We start from the raw sequence: 19,092 nt of genomic DNA on the forward strand, positions 1-19,092 counted from the left end.
AAGTTGCCGGGAGGCCACGACGAGTGCAAAGTACGGGTCAGCGGGGGCAGAAGGGAGCAACTGATGAAGGCGCAGTTTTCCGCGGTCTCCGCACTACTGGTCTCAGCGTCGCTGATGACCGCACCGGGTGCGGTCGCCGCGCCGGGCGATGCGGTCGTGTACACCGTGACCTCGGACGCCCCGTTGGCGGCGGTGTCCTACATAGACGCGACGGGCCAAATGCAGATCGTCACCAATCAGCCCGTGCCCTGGTCTCTTTCGTTCACCAGCAAGGACACCAGTTCCCCGGCGGTCCTGACCGTCGCGGCGAACCCAACCGGTCAAAAGACGACCTGCACGATCACCGTCAACGGGTCGGTGAAGGACACCAAGACCACGACGGGCACGGGTGAAGCCGGCCTGGCACAGTGCGCCGCGTAACCGAGTAACGCTGGCGGTTCAGACGGAAAGGTCGCGGCGCAGTTTGGCGACGTGGCCGGTGGCCTTGACGTTGTACTGCGCGACGGCGATCTTGCCCTTCTCGTCGACCACGAAGGTCGAACGGATCACGCCCTGCACGGTCTTGCCGTACATCTGCTTCTCGCCGTAGGCGCCCCAGGCCGTCAGCACCTTGCGGTCGGGATCCGACAGCAACGGGAACGTCAGCTTTTCCGCGTCGCGGAACTTCGCGAGTTTCTCCGGCTTGTCGGGGGAGATGCCGACGACCTCCAGACCGGCGTCGCTGAGTTCGTGCAGGTTGTCGCGGAAGTCGCAGGCCTGCTTGGTGCAGCCGGGCGTCGAGGCCGCCGGGTAGAAGTACACGATGACGCGACGCCCCTTGTAGTCGGCCAGCGACACCTTGTTGCCGTCGGCATCGGGCAGGCTGAACGAGGGCGCTTTGTCGCCCGGCGCAAGCCGCGTGGTCTCGGCCAATTTCTGGGCCCCTTTCTGTTCACCGGAGCGTGGGGGTTATCACCAGCTGATCTAGGGTAGTGCGTCAGGTGCATCAGGCCGACTGGGAGGACAGACACGTGGCGGACCGGGACCCCGAGGCCATCAAGCGCGACATCGACGTCGCCCGCGACCAGCTGGCGGCCACCGTCGACACACTCGCCGTGCGGGCCAACCCGCGCCGCCTCGCCGACGACCTGAAGGCGAAGGCGATCGAGTTCGTCAAGAAGCCGGCGGTGACGGTGACTCTGGCCGGCGTCGGTGTCCTCGTGGTCGTGGTGGTGGTGCACCGGGTGCGCAACCGCTGACTCGTCACGCCATGCCGGCGCCCGTGCCGCTTTGCACGTGCACCGGAATGTCGTCGGCCCAGGGCTGCGTCGTGACCATGTCGTCGACGTCGACATAGCCGCGCTCGAACTCGCCGGTCGCCGCGTCGACCAGCCGGTATTCCTGTCGCTGGATGTGGATGGGCTGCGCGTCGAGAATCACCACCCGCACGTCGCCGGGCTGGAATTTGCAGCGCTCCTGGAGCGCCTCGATGAGGCATTCGTTGTGCATGTGCCCGTCGCCGAAGTTCCACCCGAGCACCATCGAGCACAGCACCTCGCCCTCGCAGAGGTTGTAGTCGTCCTCGTCGAATCCGGCCAGCGCGCGGTGCACCAGCGTGAACAGCGCGCGCCCGTGGGTGTTCATCCCCCGAAACGCCATGGCGAGGTGCAGCGGAACCAGGGTGGCCTCTTTGGAGCCGTAGAGGCGCTCGAGCTGCAGGTGTTGCATCGGTCCGAGCGCGCGGGAGCCCGTCCGGAACTTTTCGTCGCATGAGGGCTTGACGCACCACACGGTGGTGTCCCAGTTGCCCGCGTAGTATCGCATGCCGGGCAGAAAGGACACCTTGCGCGGGTAGAGGTTTCCGACGACGACGATCCCGGCGATGACCACGAACAGGATCGCCACCGGCACGGGGTTGGCCAGGTCAGCCAGGCCGAGGCGGGCATGCGCGACGAACAGCGACAACACCCCGAAGATCATGAACACGTTCCACTCCAGGGGGACACCCATCGGGAAGGCCAGCAGGATGTTCAGGTGGAAGACGATCATCACGAACGCGGCGACGGCCGTCGGCCAGCCGCCGTGGGAGAACAGCAGCGCCAGCGGCACCAGGCCCTCCACGGCGGTGGAGAAGTGGGCGATGAAACCCGCTAATGCGCTGGGTCGCAGGTCGTCCGGATAGCGCTTGAACATCGACCGCTTCAGCGGGCCGGAGGGGATGAATGGGTTGTTCGCCAGCATCGTCGAGATCACGAACGGGAAGTGCCGGTTGAGTTTTGACGTGGCGGCCCCCAGCCAGATCACCATGAAGACCACCTTGGCCCCGATGATGGAGTCCGCACCGGCGAACAGGAACACCAGCGCCAGCGGCGCGTAGACCTCGCCGCGAGCGGCCAGGAAGATCACCTTGTCGCGCAGCCCGACGACGGCCAGCACCGCCAGGATCGCGACGGTGTGCCAGGGCGCCAGCACACCAATCTCGGTGTGCAGCGCGGGGATTGGGCCGGTGCCGTCGGACACCAGCGCGATGGCGAGCAACACCAGCAGGGCGCCGTAGAGCGCCGCGTCGACCGGGCTGCGGACGCTGCCCTTGGTCATCGGCACCCGATCGGGCCACGGCGGCAACCGAATGGTGCCCGGCCGCAGCCAGTACAGAATCGATCCCATCGGCGGGAAGTAGCGGCCGGCCAGTGGTCCGAAGCAGCATCCCAGGCCGATGACTTCGAACAGCATCGTGTACAGCACGGCCTTCTCGAACACGATCGGTTCCGACCACCAGGCGGCGACGCCGGTGAAGCTGCCGATGCCCGTCGTGCACCACCCGAACACCCAGCCGCCCAGGATGTACAGCGCGATCTTCACGCCGTACATCACATGCATCACCAGCGGGGTGCCGAAGCCGTTCTCGGCGATGTGGCGCACCATCGGCAAGATCCGCTGGGCGCGGCTCTGCTTGCTCCATTCGGCCATGTCGACGATGGGCAGATTCGGCTGGATGAACCCCATTTGCGGCTCCTTCGACGCGGCTCGTTTCCAGAGGCATTTGCTGTGAAGGAGAAGCTACCTGCAGGATCATCCGCGCGGCGGCCGAATTGCGTCGAAAAAGTGGGGAGCGCCAACTCCTGCGCATCTCGCTGAACGGAGGCGGCCGACCGCCGCCCCGGGATTTTCAATGGTGCGCCGTCAGGGTTTCGAACCCCGGACCCGCTGATTAAGAGTCAGCTGCTCTACCAACTGAGCTAACGGCGCTTTCGGCGGTCGAGACCGCGTACGCGACAATAACAGGCGTTCTGCCGCGGCGTGAAATCCCCAGAATCCCCTCCATCATAGCCGCCGAGGGGATGGTAGGCCCCGCCTGGACGCTCCGGTGCCCTCGACCGACGAAATGACCTGCGGCGCAGCGTACTCAGAACAGCGTTCCGCAGAACGGTGCCCGGTCGGTGCTGAAGGCGGCATCCAGATCGGGTATCGCGCCCGGCCGCAGTTCCGTGATCCGGCCCGCCCGGAGGAGTTCAGAGGCGCTGTGCGCGCCCATGTAGATCGTGGCCAGATCGGCAAGACCGATCTTGACGTCGACGGGCCCGTCATGCGGCGTGCACTTTCCGACGCCGTCGCGCGCCTGTAGCAGGAAACGGCCGCCGGCCAGGCCCAGCGGGTCGTCGGCTTCCAGCACGATCTCGATGTCGGCGGCGTAGGCCCGGGTACCGAGCACCTCGGCCACGTCGTTGATCCGCACCCAGAGGAAGTCGTTCACGCCGGTGGTTTCCGCGGCCCGGGGGTCGGTGAGCTTGAGCGGCAGCGGATCGTCGACCGGCACGTCGATCTCAACCGTGTCGAACATCTCCAAGACCAACAATGTCTGAAGCAGCTCGGTGTGAGCCTCGTCGGTGATGGGGCAGAAGTCCTCGACGACCACCGTCCCCAACGGGGGTCGGTAGCCGTGGTTCGAGTCGCCGACCACGCGGTATGTCAGGAAGCCGTCCGGATGGATGGTGTAGTTCAACGCGGTTCCGTTTCCGCGCTGCGTCGGCCGGTCCTCCAAATAGTCTGCCCACCAAGCGTCGTCGCGGTCGACGGCGCCAGACGTCGTGTCGCACCAGCGTTGGTAGATTTCCGGCACAAGGCTTTTCGCTTCGTCAGCGCCGATCTCGCGAGCCCGCATCTCGCTCGGTTTGTTTCGCAGCTTCGCGAAGCGGCGGTCGACGGAGTAGCTGCGGAGGTAGCTCGCGACACCCGCACCGAAGCCGTCGTACATCGCGGTCTGGGTCGGCGCCCCGAAGACGATCGGATAGCCGCGCTCGATGAGAATCCCCAGCCCCTGTGCGCTGAGCTGCCCCCACACTCCCTTGCCCTGATGCGTTGACGCGACGGCGATCATCGTCAACCACGCGGCTCGTAACCTGGCGCCGCCCGGCACTGTCAGCTGCGTGGGGTAGATGATGGACGACCCGACCAAGAATGACCGTTGCGGATCGGAGAAGTCCTCGGCGACCAGCATGTTGTCGACGTCGACGCGGCGTTTCCACGCTTCGATATCGCGCTGGTCAATCGGATCGCCGAAAGTGCGAGCCTGATTCGCGAATATCGCCGGCAGATCCTGTTCCGTGGGATGTCTCGTCTTGATGGCGTTGTCCGTCGCGTTCATCGTCATCCAATCCGCTTATCGCCCAGCCAGAACGGCGCTCGCACAGCGAATGGCTCACTGGATGCGCCCTTTTCGTTCGATACCCGAGTGCTGGATTGCCAAACGTCGCCGGCGGTCCGGTCGATACGGGCAATCGGCGCAGCGGGTGGGTTAGTCGGCATCGTTCGGGTATAGGGGGTACGGCCGGGGATTAGCGATGAAGGGACCGAGGATGCTGCATGCACTGACCCGCCTCGCCATCGCCGCACCGCGCCGCATCCTCGCGCTCGCCGCTTTGGTGCTGGTTGGGGCCGCGGTCTTCGGTATTCCGGTCATCAACAGCCTGTCGGGCGGGGGCTTTCAGGACCCGACTTCTGAGTCCGCGCAGGCGACCAACGTGCTTCGTGACAAGTTCAATCAAACCGATCAGCAGATGCTCATCGTGGTGACCGCCCCGGCAGGTGTCCAAAGCAATCAGGCGCGCCAGGTCGGCACCGACATCGTCGACCACCTGCGACGATCGCCGTGGGTGCTGAACGTGTCCTCGGCGTGGACGTCTGCACCGCAGGCCGCCGCCCAGCTGGTCAGCAAGGACCAGAAGTCCGGGATGGTGGTGGCCGGCCTGAAGGGCGGGGAGAACGACGCCCAGAAGTACGCCAGCCGGCTCACCGACGAATTGGCGCACGACCGCGACGGTGTGACAGTCCGTGCCGGGGGCATGGCCGTGGCGTATGCGCAGATCAACGATCAGAACGAGCGCGACCTGCTGTTGATGGAGTCGATCGCGATCCCGCTGAGCTTCGCGGTGCTGGTCTGGGTGTTGGGCGGCGTGGTCGCGGCGGCGCTGCCGATCGTGCTGGGCGCCCTCGCCATCGTCTGCACCATGTCGGTGTTGCGGCTGATCACCTTCGCGACCGATGTGTCGACGTATGCGCTGGACCTGAGCATCGCGATGGGACTTGCCCTGGCGATCGACTACAACCTGCTGATCATCAGTCGTTTCCGTGAGGAGCTGGCGCGCAGCGGCGACCGGGAGCGGGCGTTGGTGCGGACCATGGCCACCGCGGGGCGGACGGTGCTGTTCTCCGCCACCACCGTGGGCTTGTCGATGGCGGTGATGGCGGTGTTCCCGATGTCGTTCTTGAAGTCGTCGGCGTACACCATCGTGGCCACCGCGGCGATAGTGGCGATCGCTTCCGTTGTGGTCACCCCGGCGGCGATCGCGCTGCTGGGCTCCCGGCTGGATTCGCTGGACGGCCGCCGGGTGCTGCATCGCGTCCTGCACGGGCAACGGTCGTTCCGCGATCATGCGCACAAGCCGCTCGAGCAGCAGTTCTGGTATCGGTCGACGAGGTTCGTGTTGCGCCACGCCCTGCCGGTCGGGCTGAGCGTCGTTGCGCTGATGCTGCTGCTAGGGGTTCCGTTCCTGGGCGTGAAGTGGGGCTTTCCCGACGAGCGCGTGCTGCCGCCGTCGGCGTCGGCCCGTCAGGTCGCCGACATGCTGGACAACGATTTCGGCAACGGAATGGGGACCGGGGTCACCGTCGTGGTACCCGACGCCCGCGGCGCGGGCCCCGCCGACCTGGACCGCTATGCCGCCGAGCTGTCACGCGTGCGCGACGTGTCAGCGGTCAGCGCGCCGACGGGGACGTTCATCGCCGGGAACCGGGCCGGCCCGCCGGCCGCGCCCGCCGGCGCCGCCAACGGCAGCGCGTTCTTCACCGTGACCAGCACCGCGCCCCTCTATTCGCAAGCCTCGAACACGCAGCTCGACCAACTGCACAAAGTCACCGGCCCGGTGGGACGCTCGGTGCAGATGACCGGGCTGGCCCAGATCAACCGCGACAGCGTCGGCGCGATCACCAAGCGGCTGCCCATCGTGTTCGGTCTGATCGCCCTCATCACCTTCACGCTGTTGTTCCTGCTGACTGGCAGCGCGGTGCTGCCGCTGCAGGCGCTGGTGTGCAACCTGCTGTCGCTCACGGCCGCATTCGGGGCCATGGTGTGGATCTTCCAGGACGGCAATTTGGGCGCGCTGGGGACGACCCCCAACGGGACTTTGAACGCCAACATCCCGGTGCTGTTGTTCTGTATCGCCTTCGGGCTGGCGATGGATTACGAGGTGTTCCTCGTCTCGCGGATCCACGAATACTGGCTGGCGTCGCAAGCGATTCAGGAGACACCGGCGACGGCCGCGGAGGCGCGCGCCGCCACCGACGAAAGCACGGCCCTGGGCATCGCCGGCATCGGTCGCGTCGTCACCACCGCGGCGCTGGTGATGTCGATCTCGTTCGCCGCGTTGATCCCCGCGCACGTGTCGTTCATGCGAATGCTCGGTCTCGGCCTGACACTCGCCGTGCTGGCCGACGCCACGCTCGTGCGGATGGTCCTGGTGCCCGCGGCCATCCATCTGCTCGGCCGGTGGACCTGGTGGGCGCCCAAACCGCTGGCGTGGCTGCGGGAGCGGTCCGAGACCGGTGAGGACGCGGCCGCCGCGGTGGGGCGGCGCCGATGGGACGACGACGTACCCGAGCCGAAACGGCCCTCGATCCGGAGGTGGCCCACCAAAGCCGCGACGTACCGTGGCTAATGGATCGGAGTGCGTTGTAACGCAACGGTATTCGCGTCGACCCCGTCCGGCATGGACGGAGTGCCGATGACGGCCAATACGGAAATCGCCGCCCTGCTCGCGCTGAGTTCCGCGCTGTGCGTCGCGGTCGGCGACGTGCTGCAGCAACGGGCGGCGCACTGCATCGAGGACCGGTCGGTCGGCCACGTCGAACTGTTCGCCAGCCTGCTACGCAACCGGCGATGGTGGTGGGGCGCGCTGCTGCTCGCCGGGAGCGTCGGGTTGCAGGCGGCCGCGCTGGGCCAGGGTTCGGTGCTGCTGGTGCAGGCGCTGCTGATGTTTTCGCTGCTGTTCGCGCTGCCGATCAATGCGCGGTTATTCCACCGCAGGGTGACCGGGGCCGAGTGGATGTGGGCCGGCCTGCTTACCGCCGCGGTGACCGTGGTCGTCGTTGTCGGCAATCCGCAGGCGGGCCGTGCTTCCGCGCCGCTTGGAACCTGGCTCGCGGTGGCCGCCGTGCTCGGGCCGCTCTTGGTGGCCTGCGTCGTGGCCGGCCGCATCTGGGGCGGTGCCGCGGCCGCGGTCCTGTTCGCCCTTGTCTCCGGTTCGCTGTGGGGCATCTTTGCGGTGCTCGCCAAGGAGGTCGTCGCCCGGCTCGGCGATGGCGGATGGGCACTGATCCGGGCCCCCGAGCTCTACGCCGCGATCCTGGTCATCGTGGGCGGTGTGGCCTGGAGCCAGTCGGCGTTCCGGGCCGGCCCGTTGACCGCGTCGATGCCCACCCTCGAGGTGTCCCAGCCGGTCGTCGGGGCCGCGCTGGGTGTCCTTGTGCTCGACGAGACGCTGGACGCGGGCCGCGCCGGGATGATCGCCTTGGCGGCGGCCGTCCTGGTGATGGCGGCGGCCATCGTCAAGCTCGCGCGTGTCGAAGCCGCCTCGACCCGCGATCGCGTCGAGGCAGAACTGCACGACGCGGTCGATCAGCCGGCCTGACGGCCCCCTGAAATGGCCTGACGGCGCGATTCGTCACGATCGCATGACACCGGATAGTGGACACCCCGAGGGCGGCACGCGCGCGCCCAAAAACCCATTACAATTCATGCACTGTTTCTGGTCAGCGGTGACCAACTACATCAAATTTCATGGAAGGTCGCCCGATGACGCCTTTGCGCAAACGACGGTCGTGGCTGGCTGCCGCGATCGCTTCGGTTGCTGTGTTCGGCGTTGCCTGCGGCGGTGGCAACACCGCGGCACCGCAGAAGGTGATCTTCGACAAGGGCACTCCGTTCGCCGATCTGCTCGTCCCGAAGCTCACCGCCTCGGTGACCGACGGCGCCGTCGGCGTCACCGTCGATTCGCCGGTGACGGTAAGCGTCGCGGACGGCGTCCTCGCATCGGTCACTATGGTCAACGAGAACGGCAGGTCGATCAGCGGCCAACTCAGCCCCGACGGGCTGCGCTGGTCGACCACCGAGCAGCTCGGCTACAACCGGCGCTACACGCTGAGCGCCAAAGCGCTCGGCATGGGTGGCGCGGCGAATCGGCAGATGACCTTCCAGACCAGCTCGCCCGCCCACCTGACCATGCCGTACGTCAACCCGGGCGACGGCGATGTGGTCGGCGTCGGGGAGCCGGTGGCGATCCGCTTCGACGAGAACATCGCCAACCGCGCCGCGGCGCAGAAAGCCATCACGATCACCACGAACCCGCCCGTGGAGGGTGCGTTCTACTGGCTCAACAATCGTGAAGTACGTTGGCGCCCAGAGCATTTCTGGAAATCGGGAACGACGGTCGATGTGGCGGTCAACACCTACGGGGTCGACCTGGGTGACGGGATGTTCGGCGAGGACAGCGTCAAGACCCACTTCACCATTGGCGACGAGGTCATTTCGACGGCCGATGACACCACCAAGACGGTGACCGTGCGCGTCAACGGCGAAGTGGTCAAGACCATGCCGACGTCGATGGGTAAGGACAGCACGCCGACCGCCAACGGGTTCTACATCATCGGCGGCCGGTTCAAGCACATCATCATGGATTCGTCGACGTACGGCGTTCCGGTCAACTCGCCCAACGGATATCGCACCGAAGTCGACTGGGCCACCCAGATGTCCTACAGCGGCGTGTTCGTGCACTCGGCGCCGTGGTCGGTCGGCGCGCAGGGGCACACCAACACCAGCCACGGTTGCCTGAACGTGAGCCCCAGCAATGCGGAGTGGTTCTACGACCACAGCAAGAGCGGCGACATCGTCGAAGTCATCAACACCGTGGGGCCGACGCTGCCGGGCACCGAGGGACTGGGTGACTGGAACGTGCCCTGGCCGCAGTGGAAAGCGGGCAACGCCAACACCTGACGTGCGATCACGAACGCGCACCGCCTGGGACCGTCGCCGGCGTCCGGGATCCTCAGCGCGGCGAATCGCGTTTCGCTGGGTCGGTTACGCCCAGGCGGTCGGGAAGCGACAACGCCTTCCGACCGATTGGGGTGGCTGACGGGACTCGAACCCGCGACACCCAGGATCACAACCTGGTGCTCTACCAACTGAACTACAGCCACCATGGCCGCGAGCCGATCCACCGATAGCGGGGAAACGAGCGGCGACGTTCGATACTAACCGCTCGGTGGCTCGGGGGCCGAATCGATTGGTCCCGGTGTGCCCGTTTGGCCGTCCAAATCGGCGACCACGGCCTCGATCTCGCTGGTAGACGGCCCCGGCGGGGCGACGAAGGCCGTCCGGCGGTAGAACTTCAGCTCGCGGATCGATTCGTGAATGTCGGCCAGCGCACGGTGAGCGAGCCCCTTGACCGGCTGACCGAAGTAAATCCGCGGGTACCAGCGTCGGCAGAGCTCCTTGATCGAGCTCACGTCGATCATCCGGTAGTGCAGGAACGCGTCCAGCGCGGGCATGTCGCGCGCGATGAACGCGCGGTCGGTGGCGATGGAATTGCCCGCCAGCGGCGCCGTCTTGGGTTGCTTGACGTGCTTGCCGACGTAATCGAGCACCATGGCCTCGGCGGTCGCCAGGTCGACGGTGGACGCCCGTACCTCATCGATCAACCCTGAACGCGAGTGCATTTCGGTGACGACCTCGATCATCGAGGACAGCGCCGCATCGTCGGCGTGGATCACCACGTCGACGCCATCGCCCAGAATGTTCAAATCGGCGTCGGTGACCAGGGCCGCGATCTCGATCAACTTGTCCGAGCCGAGGTCAAGCCCGGTCATCTCGCAATCGATCCACACCAACTCGTCTCGCACAGCGCTCACATTAGGCCCAAGTGGCGCTCACGTCGTCCGTCGCCCCCAACTCCGTCGGAGAAGTAGTGTGAGCGTTGCCGGACCGCATGCCGAACCACTGGAGAACAGGGGGGCGCAGCACGATGAGCACCGAATCAGCGGAGACACCCGCACGCCGGATCGCCGACGGCTATGCCGTCGACGGTCATGCACTCGAATTGGGCACGGTCGTCGTCGACGGCGCTGTCGACCCGACGGCACAGATCCGCATCCCACTCTCCACGATCAACCGGCACGGTCTGGTGGCCGGCGCGACCGGAACCGGAAAAACCAAGACGCTGCAGTTGATCGCCGAACAACTCAGCGCGGCGGGCGTTGCGGTGATGATGGCCGACGTCAAGGGCGACCTCTCGGGCCTGGCCAAGCCGGGTGAGGGCAACGACAAAACGGCCGCCCGAGCCAAAGACACCGGCGACGACTGGGCGGCGACCTGGTTCCCCGTCGAGTTCCTGTCGCTGGGCACTGGCGGGGTGGGCGTGCCGGTGCGCGCGACCGTCGCCAGCTTCGGTCCGGTTCTGCTGTCGAAAGTGTTGGGGCTCAACGCCACTCAAGAGTCGACGCTGGGACTGATTTTTCACTGGGCTAAGGAGAACAATCGTCCGCTGGTGACGCTGGACGATCTGCGGGGCGTCATCAGCCACCTGGCCAGCGACGAGGGAAAGACCGACCTGAAAGACCTCGGCGGGGTGTCGTCGACCACGGCGGGCGTCATCCTGCGAGCATTGGTGAACCTCGGCGGCGAGGGCGGGGACACGTTCTTCGGCGAGCCGAAGCTTGACCCCAACGATCTGCTGCGCGTCGACGGGCAGGGCCGCGGGGTCATTTCGTTGCTGGAGTTCAGCGGTCAGTCGTTGCGCCCCGTCATTTTCTCCACCTTCCTGATGTGGTTGCTGACCGATCTGTTCGCGGTGCTGCCGGAGGTCGGTGACGTCGACAAGCCCAAGCTGGTCTTCTTCTTCGACGAGGCCCACCTGTTGTTCGCCGATGCCTCGAAAGCCTTCCTCGATCAGGTCGAACAGACCGTCAAGCTGATCCGCTCCAAGGGTGTGGGGGTGTTCTTCTGCACCCAGCTACCCACCGACGTGCCCAACGACGTGCTCTCCCAGCTGGGCGCGCGCATCCAGCACGCGCTGCGGGCGTTCACCCCGGACGATCAGAAGGCGCTCAGCAAGACCGTCCGCACCTACCCGAAAACCGATGTGTACGACCTGGAGTCGGCGTTGACGTCGCTGGGAATCGGTGAGGCCGTCGTCACCGTGCTGTCGGAGAAGGGCGCGCCGACACCCGTCGCGTGGACGCGGATGCGGGTGCCTCGGTCGCTGATGGCGTCGATCGGCGACAAAGAGATCGCGCAAGCGGCGAAAGACAGTCCACTGCAGGCGAAGTACGGCCAGACGGTTCAGCCGCCGGCGCGGCCTCAGCCCGGCCCGCAAGCCCAGCCGGCGCCGCAGCCGCCGCAGGCCCAGTCCGAGTACCCGCCAGTGCCGGCGAACGAGCCGGTGCCGCCGATGCCGGAGCCGGCGGAGCCCAAAGGGCCCGGCTTGCTGGAGAGGCTGTGGCACGATCGGGAAGTGCAAAGTGCGGTGAACACCGGGATCCGCGAACTCATCAGAGTCAAGTTCGGCAACGGCCGTCGGCGGCGGAAGTAAGGCTAGCTGCCGCCCAGCTTCTTGTAGAAGCTGCCCACGATCGGCGCGACGATCGCGCGCGGAGCGTAACCGCTCGCCACCGACATCGCCTTGGACGTCAGGCCCGGTACGACCCGCATCTTGTTGCGCGCCAACGCATCCAGTGACACCTGGGCGGTGTGTTCGGTGGAGATCCACAGGAAGTCGGGCACCAGCCGCTCGACCAGCGACCGTTCGGCGTCGTCGGGAAGGTCGGTGCGGACGGGCCCCGGTGCGAGCAGCGTGACGTGCACCCCCGAGTGGCGCAGTTCACCGCGCAGCGATTCGCTGAAGGTGTTCGCGAACGCCTTGGTGGCCGCATAGGTTGCGTTGTAGGGAATCGGCGAATTGCCTGCCGCCGAACCGGAAATGAGAATGCCGCCGGCCTTGCGCTCGACCATGCCGGGCAGCACCGCCAACGTAAGGTCGTGCACGCCCAGCACATTCAGCTGCAGCTGGGCCTTTTCGGTCGCCGGGTCCAGCGTCGCCACCGGGCCGAAGGTCGCGGTGCCGGCGTTGGCGCACAGGATGGAGATGGGTCGGGCGGCCAGTTCGTCGCACAGTTTCGCCCTTTCCCCTGGGTCGGCCAGGTCGGCCGGCCGCACCTCGACCGCGACGCGGTACTTGTCGCTCAGGCGGGCGGCCAGCTCGTTGAGCAGGTCTTCGCGTCGCGCGGTGACGATCAGGCTGTGTCCGCGCGCGGCCAGTTCGGTGGCCAGCGCTTCGCCGATGTTCTGCGAAGCTCCGGTCACCACGGCACGCGCGTCTGGGCTGGGCGCGGGGATCGGCATGAGCCAATCGTAGACAGCCGCCGCGGCGCAGCCGGGCGCGGCGGGTCGGCTGCGAAACACATCGCAGCGATCGCGAGCGCGGCGCAGCCGGGCGCGGCGGGTCGGCTGCGAAACACATAGAGTGCCGGGCATGGGCCAGCCGTCGTCGGGTTCGCTCACGCCCACACCATCCCGGGTGGTGGCGTGGGCGCTCTGGGACTGCGGCTCCACCGGCCTGAACGCGATCGTTGCGACCTTCGTCTTCTCCGTGTATCTGACCAGCAGTGTGGGGGTGGGCTTATCCGGCGGCACCACGCCGGCGAGCTGGTTGGGTCGTGCGGCGGCAATTGCCGGTTTGACCGTCGCGCTGCTCGCCCCGGCCGTCGGCGTCTGGGTGGAGTCCCCGCATCGCAGGCGGGTGGCCCTGAGCGTGTTGACGGCTCTGGCCGTCGCGCTGACATGCGGGATGTTCTTCATCCATGACCGCCCCGGCTACCTATGGGCGGGGCTGGTGCTGATGGGTGCGACCGCGGCGTGCGGCGATCTGGCCAGCGTCCCGTATAACGCGATGCTGCGCCAACTTTCGACGCCGCTTACCGCCGGCCGGATTTCCGGGTTGGGCTGGGCGGCCGGTTACGTCGGCAGCGTCCTGCTCCTGCTCCTGGTCTACACCGGATTCATTTCCGGGAAAGGCTCCGGGCCAAATGCGACGCGCGGGCTGTTCCGGACGCCTCTGCACGACGGCCTCTACGTCCGGGAGGCAATGCTGGTGGCGGCGGCATGGCTGGCGATTTTTGCTCTGCCATTGCTGTTGGTCGCGCACCGGCTTCCCGACTCGACCGAGGTGCACGAGCCGACGAGCATGCTCGGCGGCTATCGCAAGCTCATTACCGAGGTCGTCGCCGAGTGGCGGCGCGACCGCAACCTGGTCTACTTCCTGTTCGCCAGCGCGCTTTTCCGGGATGGGCTGGCGGCGATCTTCGCCTTCGGCGCCGTGCTCGGCGTCAACGTGTACGGCATCTCCCAGGGCGACGTGCTGATCTTCGGTGTGGTGGCCAGCGTGGTGGCGGCGGTGGGCGCGGTGCTGGGTGGATTCGTCGATCACCGCGTCGGGTCGAAACCCGTCATCGTGGCGTCGCTGGCCGCGATCGTCGTCCTGGGGCTCACCCTGATGCTGCTGTCCGGCTCGGTGGCCTTTTGGATTTGTGGGCTACTGCTGTGCCTGTTCATCGGGCCGTCGCAGTCGTCTTCGCGTGCGCTGCTGCTGCAGATGGCGAAGCACGGCAGGGAGGGCGTCGCGTTCGGCCTGTACACCATGACCGGGCGGGCGGTGGCCTTCGTCGCGCCGTGGTTGTTCTCCGTCTTCGTGGACGTATTCGGCGCCGTGCGCGCCGGTTTGGGCGGCATCTCGCTGGTGCTGATCGCGGGGCTGCTGGCCATGCTGGCGGTCCGGGTGCCGGCACGTAGTGCCCTCGCGGCCGAACCGTCCTGAAGCGCTTAGCCCCGGGCGTCGCAGATGGTCAGGCCCACGCCGACACGCTTGCTCATCTGAGCGCCGTTGACGGTGACCGAGCAGGTGACGTTGTGACCGATGTTGACGATCGTGACGTTGGCCGGATGCGCCGCCGACTTGGCGAGGCTGACCTCTTTGGTCCACGGCAGCTCGACGTTGAATTCGGTTTGGATCAGGCCCCCGGTGTCGATGTACATGATGCTGATCGCGCGGCCCTCGCCGGCCACGCTGTAGACGATGTCCTGCATCGCGGCCGGGCCGGTCGACTCGGTGGGTGTCGGCAGTCCGCCGGTGGGGGGCACCGGGGCCGGGAGGCGCGGCGTTGACGTGCGTGTCGACGGGCTCGGCATCGGGGGAGTCGTCTCAGGCATGGCGGGCAGGGGCGGGACGGCGGTCTGGGTCTTGATCGCGTTGTTCACCAGCACCAGAGCGATGACCAACGCGACCACCAGCAGCACGGCCGCACCGGCGACGACCCATAGCCACCGCGGTGGAGGCTTCGGGCCTTCGGGCGGCGGGGGAGCCGAGCCTTGCTGCTGCAGCTGGCCCGACGGAGGAAGCTCCTGCTGCCAGTACGCGGGCAGCTGCTTGGTCGTGTTGGTGTCGTTCATCCCGGGCGCCCACGGCGGCGGTTGCTCGCCATAGGCCGGCGCATAGCGCGCCTGATCGGCGTACGCCGGGTCGACGGGCGGCGGGTACCAGGCGCGCTGCTGGCCCGATCCCGGCAAAGAGTCAGTGAACCGTTCGGTGGGACGTGAATCGTTCATGTCCACCTCATAGTTTGCAAGAGTACCTGCGCCGGGCGCTCGGACGGCGAATCACCTCATGGGCGCCGACTCACGGGCACTCGTTCCCGGCGGCAAGGGCCGCGACCGTCATCGCGCGCATCACCGCGCGGGAACGCGCGAAGCGGGCGGGCTTGCCCCGTGAGGCGTCGGGGGATTTCATGCTGTGGGGCGTCGAATTCAGCAAGCCGAAAACCGCGTGGGCGGTCAGCCGCGCATCGGCCTCGGCGAGGTCGGGATTGAGCTCGCGCAGCACGCCGACCCAGACCTCAACGTATTGGCGCTGGGCCTTGCGTACCTGCTTCTCAGCTGCCTTGGGCAGGTGCGCGAGGTCGCGGTCCTGGATGCGGATCAGGTCCGGTTCGCCCAGCACGAAGTCCAGGTGAAAGTCGATCAGACCGTCGAGCGTCGCGGCCGGGTCGTCGGGGTGGCGGGCCCGCACGTCACGGGCGCCGGCGAGCAGTCGGGCGCTGATGCCCACCAGCAACTCGACCAGCAGCGACTCCTTGTTGGGAAAGTGCCGGTAGATCGCCGGGCCGCTGACGCCGGCGGCGGCGCCGATGTCTTCCAGCCGCACGGCGAGAAAGCCGCGTTCGGCGAACAGTCGTTCGGCGGCCGACAGCAGCTGCAGGCGCCGGTCGGATTTCAACTGGCTGCGCCGATTTGGGGTATCTGGGGGGCCGGATTGGCCGTCGGAGGTGGACGTTGTCATGACGAACCCCCGTCCAGTTTGGTTAATCGCCACTAACTTAGCACGAGTTATTCGCGATTAACCTGCGGTAACGGACGGCGGCCGCCGGTGCCGTCGTCGCTGGACCAGCGGGATCGACGATGGTATTGTCGCCGTGAGTTAATGAAGATTAACTCAAAACGCCCCGCCCGACGGCAAGGAGGCTGCTGCGGCGATGGACAAGGTGGTGGCGACGGCCGCTGAGGCGGTTGCCGACATAACCGACGGGTCGTCCCTGGCGGTCGGGGGCTTCGGGTTCTGCGGCATCCCCGAGGCTTTGATCGCCGCGCTGGTGGACGCCGGGGTGCGTGACTTGGAGACGGTGTCCAACAACTGCGGCGGGAACGGTGTCGGGTTGGTGCACCTGTTGGTGCACAAGCGGATCCGCCGGGCCGTCGCCTCCTACGTCGGTGACAACAAGGAGTTCGCCCGCCAGTTCCTCGCCGGTGAACTCGAGGTGGAGCTCACCCCGCAGGGCACTTTGGCGGAGCGGCTGCGCGCGGGCGGGATGGGAATCCCGGCCTTCTATACCGCGGCGGGGGTCGGAACACCGGTTGCCGACGGCGGATTGCCGTGGCGCTATGACGCCTCCGGTGCGGTGGCGGTGACGTCGCCGCCGAAGGAGACCCGCGAGTTCGACGGTGTCACCTACGTTCTGGAGCGGGCGATCCGCACCGACTTCGCGCTGGTGCACGCCTGGAAGGGCGACCGGCACGGCAACCTGGTCTACCGCGAATCCGCGGCCAACTTCAACCCGGACTGCGCGCAGGCCGGGACGATCACCATCGCCGAGGTGGAACACCTCGTCGAGCCTGGAGAGATCGACCCCGCGGCGGTGCACACCCCCGGCGTCTTCGTGCAGCGGATCGTGCACGTGCCCGACCCGACGAAGCCGATCGAGAAGGTGACGGTGCGGGGCTGATGCCGTGGAGTCGAGAGGGTTTGGCCGCGCGGGTGGCCGCCGAATTGGAGGACGGCCAATACGTCAACCTCGGCATTGGGATGCCCACCCTGGTCCCCAACCACATCCCTGCCGGCGTCACCGTGGTCGTGCATTCGGAGAACGGCATCCTGGGGGTGGGACCCTATCCCCGTCCCCAGGACGTCGACGCGGACCTGATCAACGCGGGCAAGGAGACGGTCACCACGTTGCCGGGCGCGGCCTTCTTCGGTTCTTCCACCTCGTTCGGGATCATTCGCGGTGGACACCTGGACGTCGCCGTGCTTGGGGCGATGCAGGTTTCGGCCACCGGTGATCTCGCCAACTGGATGATCCCCGGGAAGATGGTCAAGGGCATGGGCGGTGCGATGGACCTGGTCCACGGCGCCCGCAAGGTGATCGCGATGATGGAGCACACCGCGCGCGACGGCAGTCCGAAAATCGTTGAGCGGTGCGCGCTTCCGCTGACGGGGGTGGGCTGTGTCGACCGTATCATCACCGACCTGGCCGTCATCGATGTCCGTGACGACGGTTTGCACCTGGTCGAGACGGCGCCGGGCGTCTCGACCGACGAGGTGATCGACAAGACCGAACCGCCGCTTGTGCCGGCGACAACCGGGAGGCATTCGTGAGTTCATCCGTGATGACCGCGCCATCGTTCGCCGATGAGCACCGCCGGCTGGTCGGTGAGTTGAACGCCAGGCTGGCGGCCGCCGCACTGGGCGGCAATGAGCGCGCGCGGGAGCGCCACGTCAGCCGCGGCAAGCTGCTGCCGCGCGAACGGGTGGATCGACTGCTGGACCCGGGCAGCCCGTTCTTGGAGCTCGCCCCACTCGCCGCCAACGGCATGTACGACGACGAGTCTCCGGGCGCCGGGATCATCACCGGGATCGGCCGGGTGTCGGGGCGCGAGTGTGTGATCGTCGCCAACGACGCCACGGTCAAGGGCGGCACCTACTACCCGATGACGGTCAAAAAGCACCTGCGCGCACAGGAAGTCGCGCTGCAGAATCGCTTGCCCTGCATCTACCTGGTGGACTCAGGCGGCGCGTTCCTGCCGCGCCAGGACGAGGTGTTTCCCGACCGCGAGCACTTCGGCCGGATCTTTTACAACCAGGCGACCATGAGCGCCAAAGAAATCCCACAGGTCGCCGCCGTCCTCGGATCGTGCACGGCGGGCGGCGCCTATGTGCCGGCCATGAGCGACGAGGCCGTGATCGTCCGCGAACAGGGGACCATCTTTCTCGGCGGCCCGCCGCTGGTGAAGGCTGCGACCGGCGAGATCGTCTCGGCCGAAGACCTCGGCGGCGGCGACCTGCACTCGCGGGTCTCCGGGGTCACCGACCACCTTGCCGACGACGACGAGCACGCGCTGCGGATCGTGCGCGCAATCGTGGCCACGTTCGGTCCGCGCGAGCCCAGCCAATGGGACGTGCTGCCGTCGGTCGAGCCCAAGCACGCGCAAACCGGGCTCTACGACGTCGTGCCGCCGGATCCGCGCGTGCCGTACGACGTGCACGAGGTCATCCTGCGGCTGGTCGACGGCAGCGAATTCAGCGAATTCAAGGCCAACTACGGCAAGACACTGGTGACCGCCTTCGCGCGCATCCACGGGCATCCCGTCGGCATCGTCGCCAACAACGGCGTGCTGTTCAGCGAATCCGCTTTGAAGGGCGCCCATTTCATCGAGCTGTGCGACAAGCGCAAGATCCCGCTGCTGTTTCTGCAGAACATCGCCGGGTTCATGGTCGGCCGCGACTACGAGGCAGGCGGCATCGCCAAGCACGGCGCCAAGATGGTGACCGCGGTGGCCTGTGCACGGGTGCCCAAGCTGACCGTCGTGATCGGCGGATCGTATGGGGCGGGCAACTATTCGATGTGCGGACGGGCGTACTCCCCGCGCTTCCTGTGGATGTGGCCCAATGCGCGCATCTCGGTCATGGGTGGCGAGCAGGCCGCCTCGGTGCTGGCCACGGTGCGCGGTGAGCAACTCGCGGCTTCGGGCAAACCGTGGCCGCCGGACGAGGAAGAAGCGTTCAAAGCGCCCATCCGTGCACAATACGAGGACCAGGGCAACCCGTACTATTCGACCGCGCGCCTCTGGGACGACGGCATCATCGACCCCGCTGACACCAGAACGGTTGTTGGGCTTGCGCTTTCGGTATGTGCCCACGCCCCGTTGGAGCCGGTCTCCTACGGCGTCTTCCGGATGTGATG

At 67.0% G+C, this 19,092-nt stretch carries 17 protein-coding genes and 2 tRNA genes; 10 read left to right on the plus strand and 9 right to left on the minus strand.

Annotation, left to right across the window (positions count from 1 at the left end):
* Window positions 1–63: 63 nt before the first annotated feature.
* Entirely contained in the window at window positions 64–420 is a 357-nt protein-coding gene (locus tag A5709_RS28515; protein WP_068121221.1) for an MmpS family transport accessory protein, read from the plus strand.
* A gap of 18 nt (window positions 421–438) precedes the next feature.
* Here the strand turns inward: A5709_RS28515 and bcp are convergent, their stop codons facing one another.
* Entirely contained in the window at window positions 439–912 is a 474-nt protein-coding gene (gene bcp, locus A5709_RS17815; protein WP_067947079.1) for a thioredoxin-dependent thiol peroxidase, read from the minus strand.
* A gap of 98 nt (window positions 913–1,010) precedes the next feature.
* On the opposite strand from bcp, the gene A5709_RS17820 reads away from it, so the two are divergent.
* Window positions 1,011–1,238, plus strand: a complete 228-nt coding sequence (locus tag A5709_RS17820; RefSeq protein ID WP_067947172.1) for a DUF3618 domain-containing protein — start codon at window positions 1,011–1,013, stop codon at window positions 1,236–1,238.
* Between the two features lie 4 nt (window positions 1,239–1,242).
* On the opposite strand, the gene A5709_RS17825 is transcribed toward A5709_RS17820, so the two are convergent.
* The 3 genes from A5709_RS17825 to A5709_RS17835 all read right to left on the minus strand — a co-directional run bounded on the left by A5709_RS17825 (window position 1,243) and on the right by A5709_RS17835 (window position 4,624).
* Entirely contained in the window at window positions 1,243–2,985 is a 1,743-nt protein-coding gene (locus A5709_RS17825; protein ID WP_068121224.1) for a DUF3556 domain-containing protein, read from the minus strand.
* 167 nt (window positions 2,986–3,152) lie between these two features.
* A tRNA-Lys gene (locus tag A5709_RS17830) sits at window positions 3,153–3,228 on the minus strand.
* A 157-nt stretch (window positions 3,229–3,385) separates the two neighbouring features.
* Window positions 3,386–4,624, minus strand: a complete 1,239-nt coding sequence (locus A5709_RS17835) for a GNAT family N-acetyltransferase (RefSeq protein WP_068121313.1) — start codon at window positions 4,622–4,624, stop codon at window positions 3,386–3,388.
* A gap of 211 nt (window positions 4,625–4,835) precedes the next feature.
* On the opposite strand from A5709_RS17835, the gene A5709_RS17840 reads away from it, so the two are divergent.
* The 3 genes from A5709_RS17840 to A5709_RS17850 all read left to right on the plus strand — a co-directional run bounded on the left by A5709_RS17840 (window position 4,836) and on the right by A5709_RS17850 (window position 9,526).
* Complete coding sequence (locus A5709_RS17840; RefSeq protein WP_068121316.1) at window positions 4,836–7,193, plus strand: MMPL family transporter; 2,358 nt, start codon at window positions 4,836–4,838, stop codon at window positions 7,191–7,193.
* Between the two features lie 66 nt (window positions 7,194–7,259).
* Window positions 7,260–8,165 carry a DMT family transporter gene (locus A5709_RS17845; RefSeq protein ID WP_068121318.1) on the plus strand — a complete coding sequence of 302 codons (906 nt, stop codon included), beginning with the start codon at window positions 7,260–7,262 and terminating at the stop codon, window positions 8,163–8,165.
* A gap of 149 nt (window positions 8,166–8,314) precedes the next feature.
* Complete coding sequence (locus A5709_RS17850; protein WP_067947071.1) at window positions 8,315–9,526, plus strand: Ig-like domain-containing protein; 1,212 nt, start codon at window positions 8,315–8,317, stop codon at window positions 9,524–9,526.
* Window positions 9,527–9,653: 127 nt separating this feature from the next.
* Here A5709_RS17850 and A5709_RS17855 read toward each other — a convergent pair.
* Together A5709_RS17855 and orn are read right to left on the minus strand one after the other, a co-directional pair.
* Window positions 9,654–9,729 (minus strand) — tRNA-His (locus A5709_RS17855).
* A gap of 54 nt (window positions 9,730–9,783) precedes the next feature.
* Window positions 9,784–10,431 (minus strand): oligoribonuclease, encoded by a 648-nt coding sequence (gene orn, locus A5709_RS17860; protein WP_067947069.1) that lies wholly within the window; start codon window positions 10,429–10,431, stop codon window positions 9,784–9,786.
* 122 nt (window positions 10,432–10,553) lie between these two features.
* On the opposite strand from orn, the gene A5709_RS17865 reads away from it, so the two are divergent.
* Window positions 10,554–12,119: a helicase HerA-like domain-containing protein gene (locus A5709_RS17865; RefSeq protein WP_068121228.1), complete on the plus strand. Its 1,566-nt coding sequence runs from the start codon at window positions 10,554–10,556 to the stop codon at window positions 12,117–12,119.
* A 2-nt stretch (window positions 12,120–12,121) separates the two neighbouring features.
* Here A5709_RS17865 and cmrA read toward each other — a convergent pair whose 3' ends face one another.
* A complete protein-coding gene (cmrA, locus tag A5709_RS17870) occupies window positions 12,122–12,928 on the minus strand; it encodes a mycolate reductase (protein ID WP_067947064.1) in 807 nt (268 codons plus the stop codon).
* Between the two features lie 130 nt (window positions 12,929–13,058).
* On the opposite strand from cmrA, the gene A5709_RS17875 reads away from it, so the two are divergent.
* Complete coding sequence (locus A5709_RS17875; protein ID WP_068121230.1) at window positions 13,059–14,399, plus strand: MFS transporter; 1,341 nt, start codon at window positions 13,059–13,061, stop codon at window positions 14,397–14,399.
* Window positions 14,400–14,404: 5 nt separating this feature from the next.
* On the opposite strand, the gene A5709_RS17880 is transcribed toward A5709_RS17875, so the two are convergent.
* Together A5709_RS17880 and A5709_RS17885 are read right to left on the minus strand one after the other, a co-directional pair.
* On the minus strand, window positions 14,405–15,193 hold the full coding sequence (locus tag A5709_RS17880) for an MmpS family transport accessory protein (RefSeq protein WP_082953237.1): 789 nt from the start codon (window positions 15,191–15,193) through the stop codon (window positions 14,405–14,407).
* A 64-nt stretch (window positions 15,194–15,257) separates the two neighbouring features.
* On the minus strand, window positions 15,258–15,917 hold the full coding sequence (locus A5709_RS17885) for a TetR/AcrR family transcriptional regulator (RefSeq protein ID WP_082953238.1): 660 nt from the start codon (window positions 15,915–15,917) through the stop codon (window positions 15,258–15,260).
* 193 nt (window positions 15,918–16,110) lie between these two features.
* Between A5709_RS17885 and A5709_RS17890 the strand changes: the two genes are divergently transcribed.
* From A5709_RS17890 to A5709_RS17900, 3 genes are read left to right on the plus strand one after another with little or no spacing between them, the layout of a single operon-like run.
* Entirely contained in the window at window positions 16,111–16,857 is a 747-nt protein-coding gene (locus tag A5709_RS17890; RefSeq protein WP_067947057.1) for a CoA transferase subunit A, read from the plus strand.
* Window positions 16,857–17,507, plus strand: coding sequence for a 3-oxoacid CoA-transferase subunit B (locus tag A5709_RS17895; RefSeq protein WP_067947055.1), 651 nt, complete (start codon window positions 16,857–16,859; stop codon window positions 17,505–17,507). Before A5709_RS17890 ends, A5709_RS17895 begins: the two co-directional genes overlap by 1 nt.
* Window positions 17,508–17,518: 11 nt before the next feature.
* Window positions 17,519–19,090: a carboxyl transferase domain-containing protein gene (locus A5709_RS17900; protein WP_068121234.1), complete on the plus strand. Its 1,572-nt coding sequence runs from the start codon at window positions 17,519–17,521 to the stop codon at window positions 19,088–19,090.
* Window positions 19,091–19,092: the final 2 nt, after the last annotated feature.

This window comes from Mycobacterium sp. E1386 (genome assembly GCF_001672745.1).
Taxonomy (GTDB): domain Bacteria; phylum Actinomycetota; class Actinomycetes; order Mycobacteriales; family Mycobacteriaceae; genus Mycobacterium.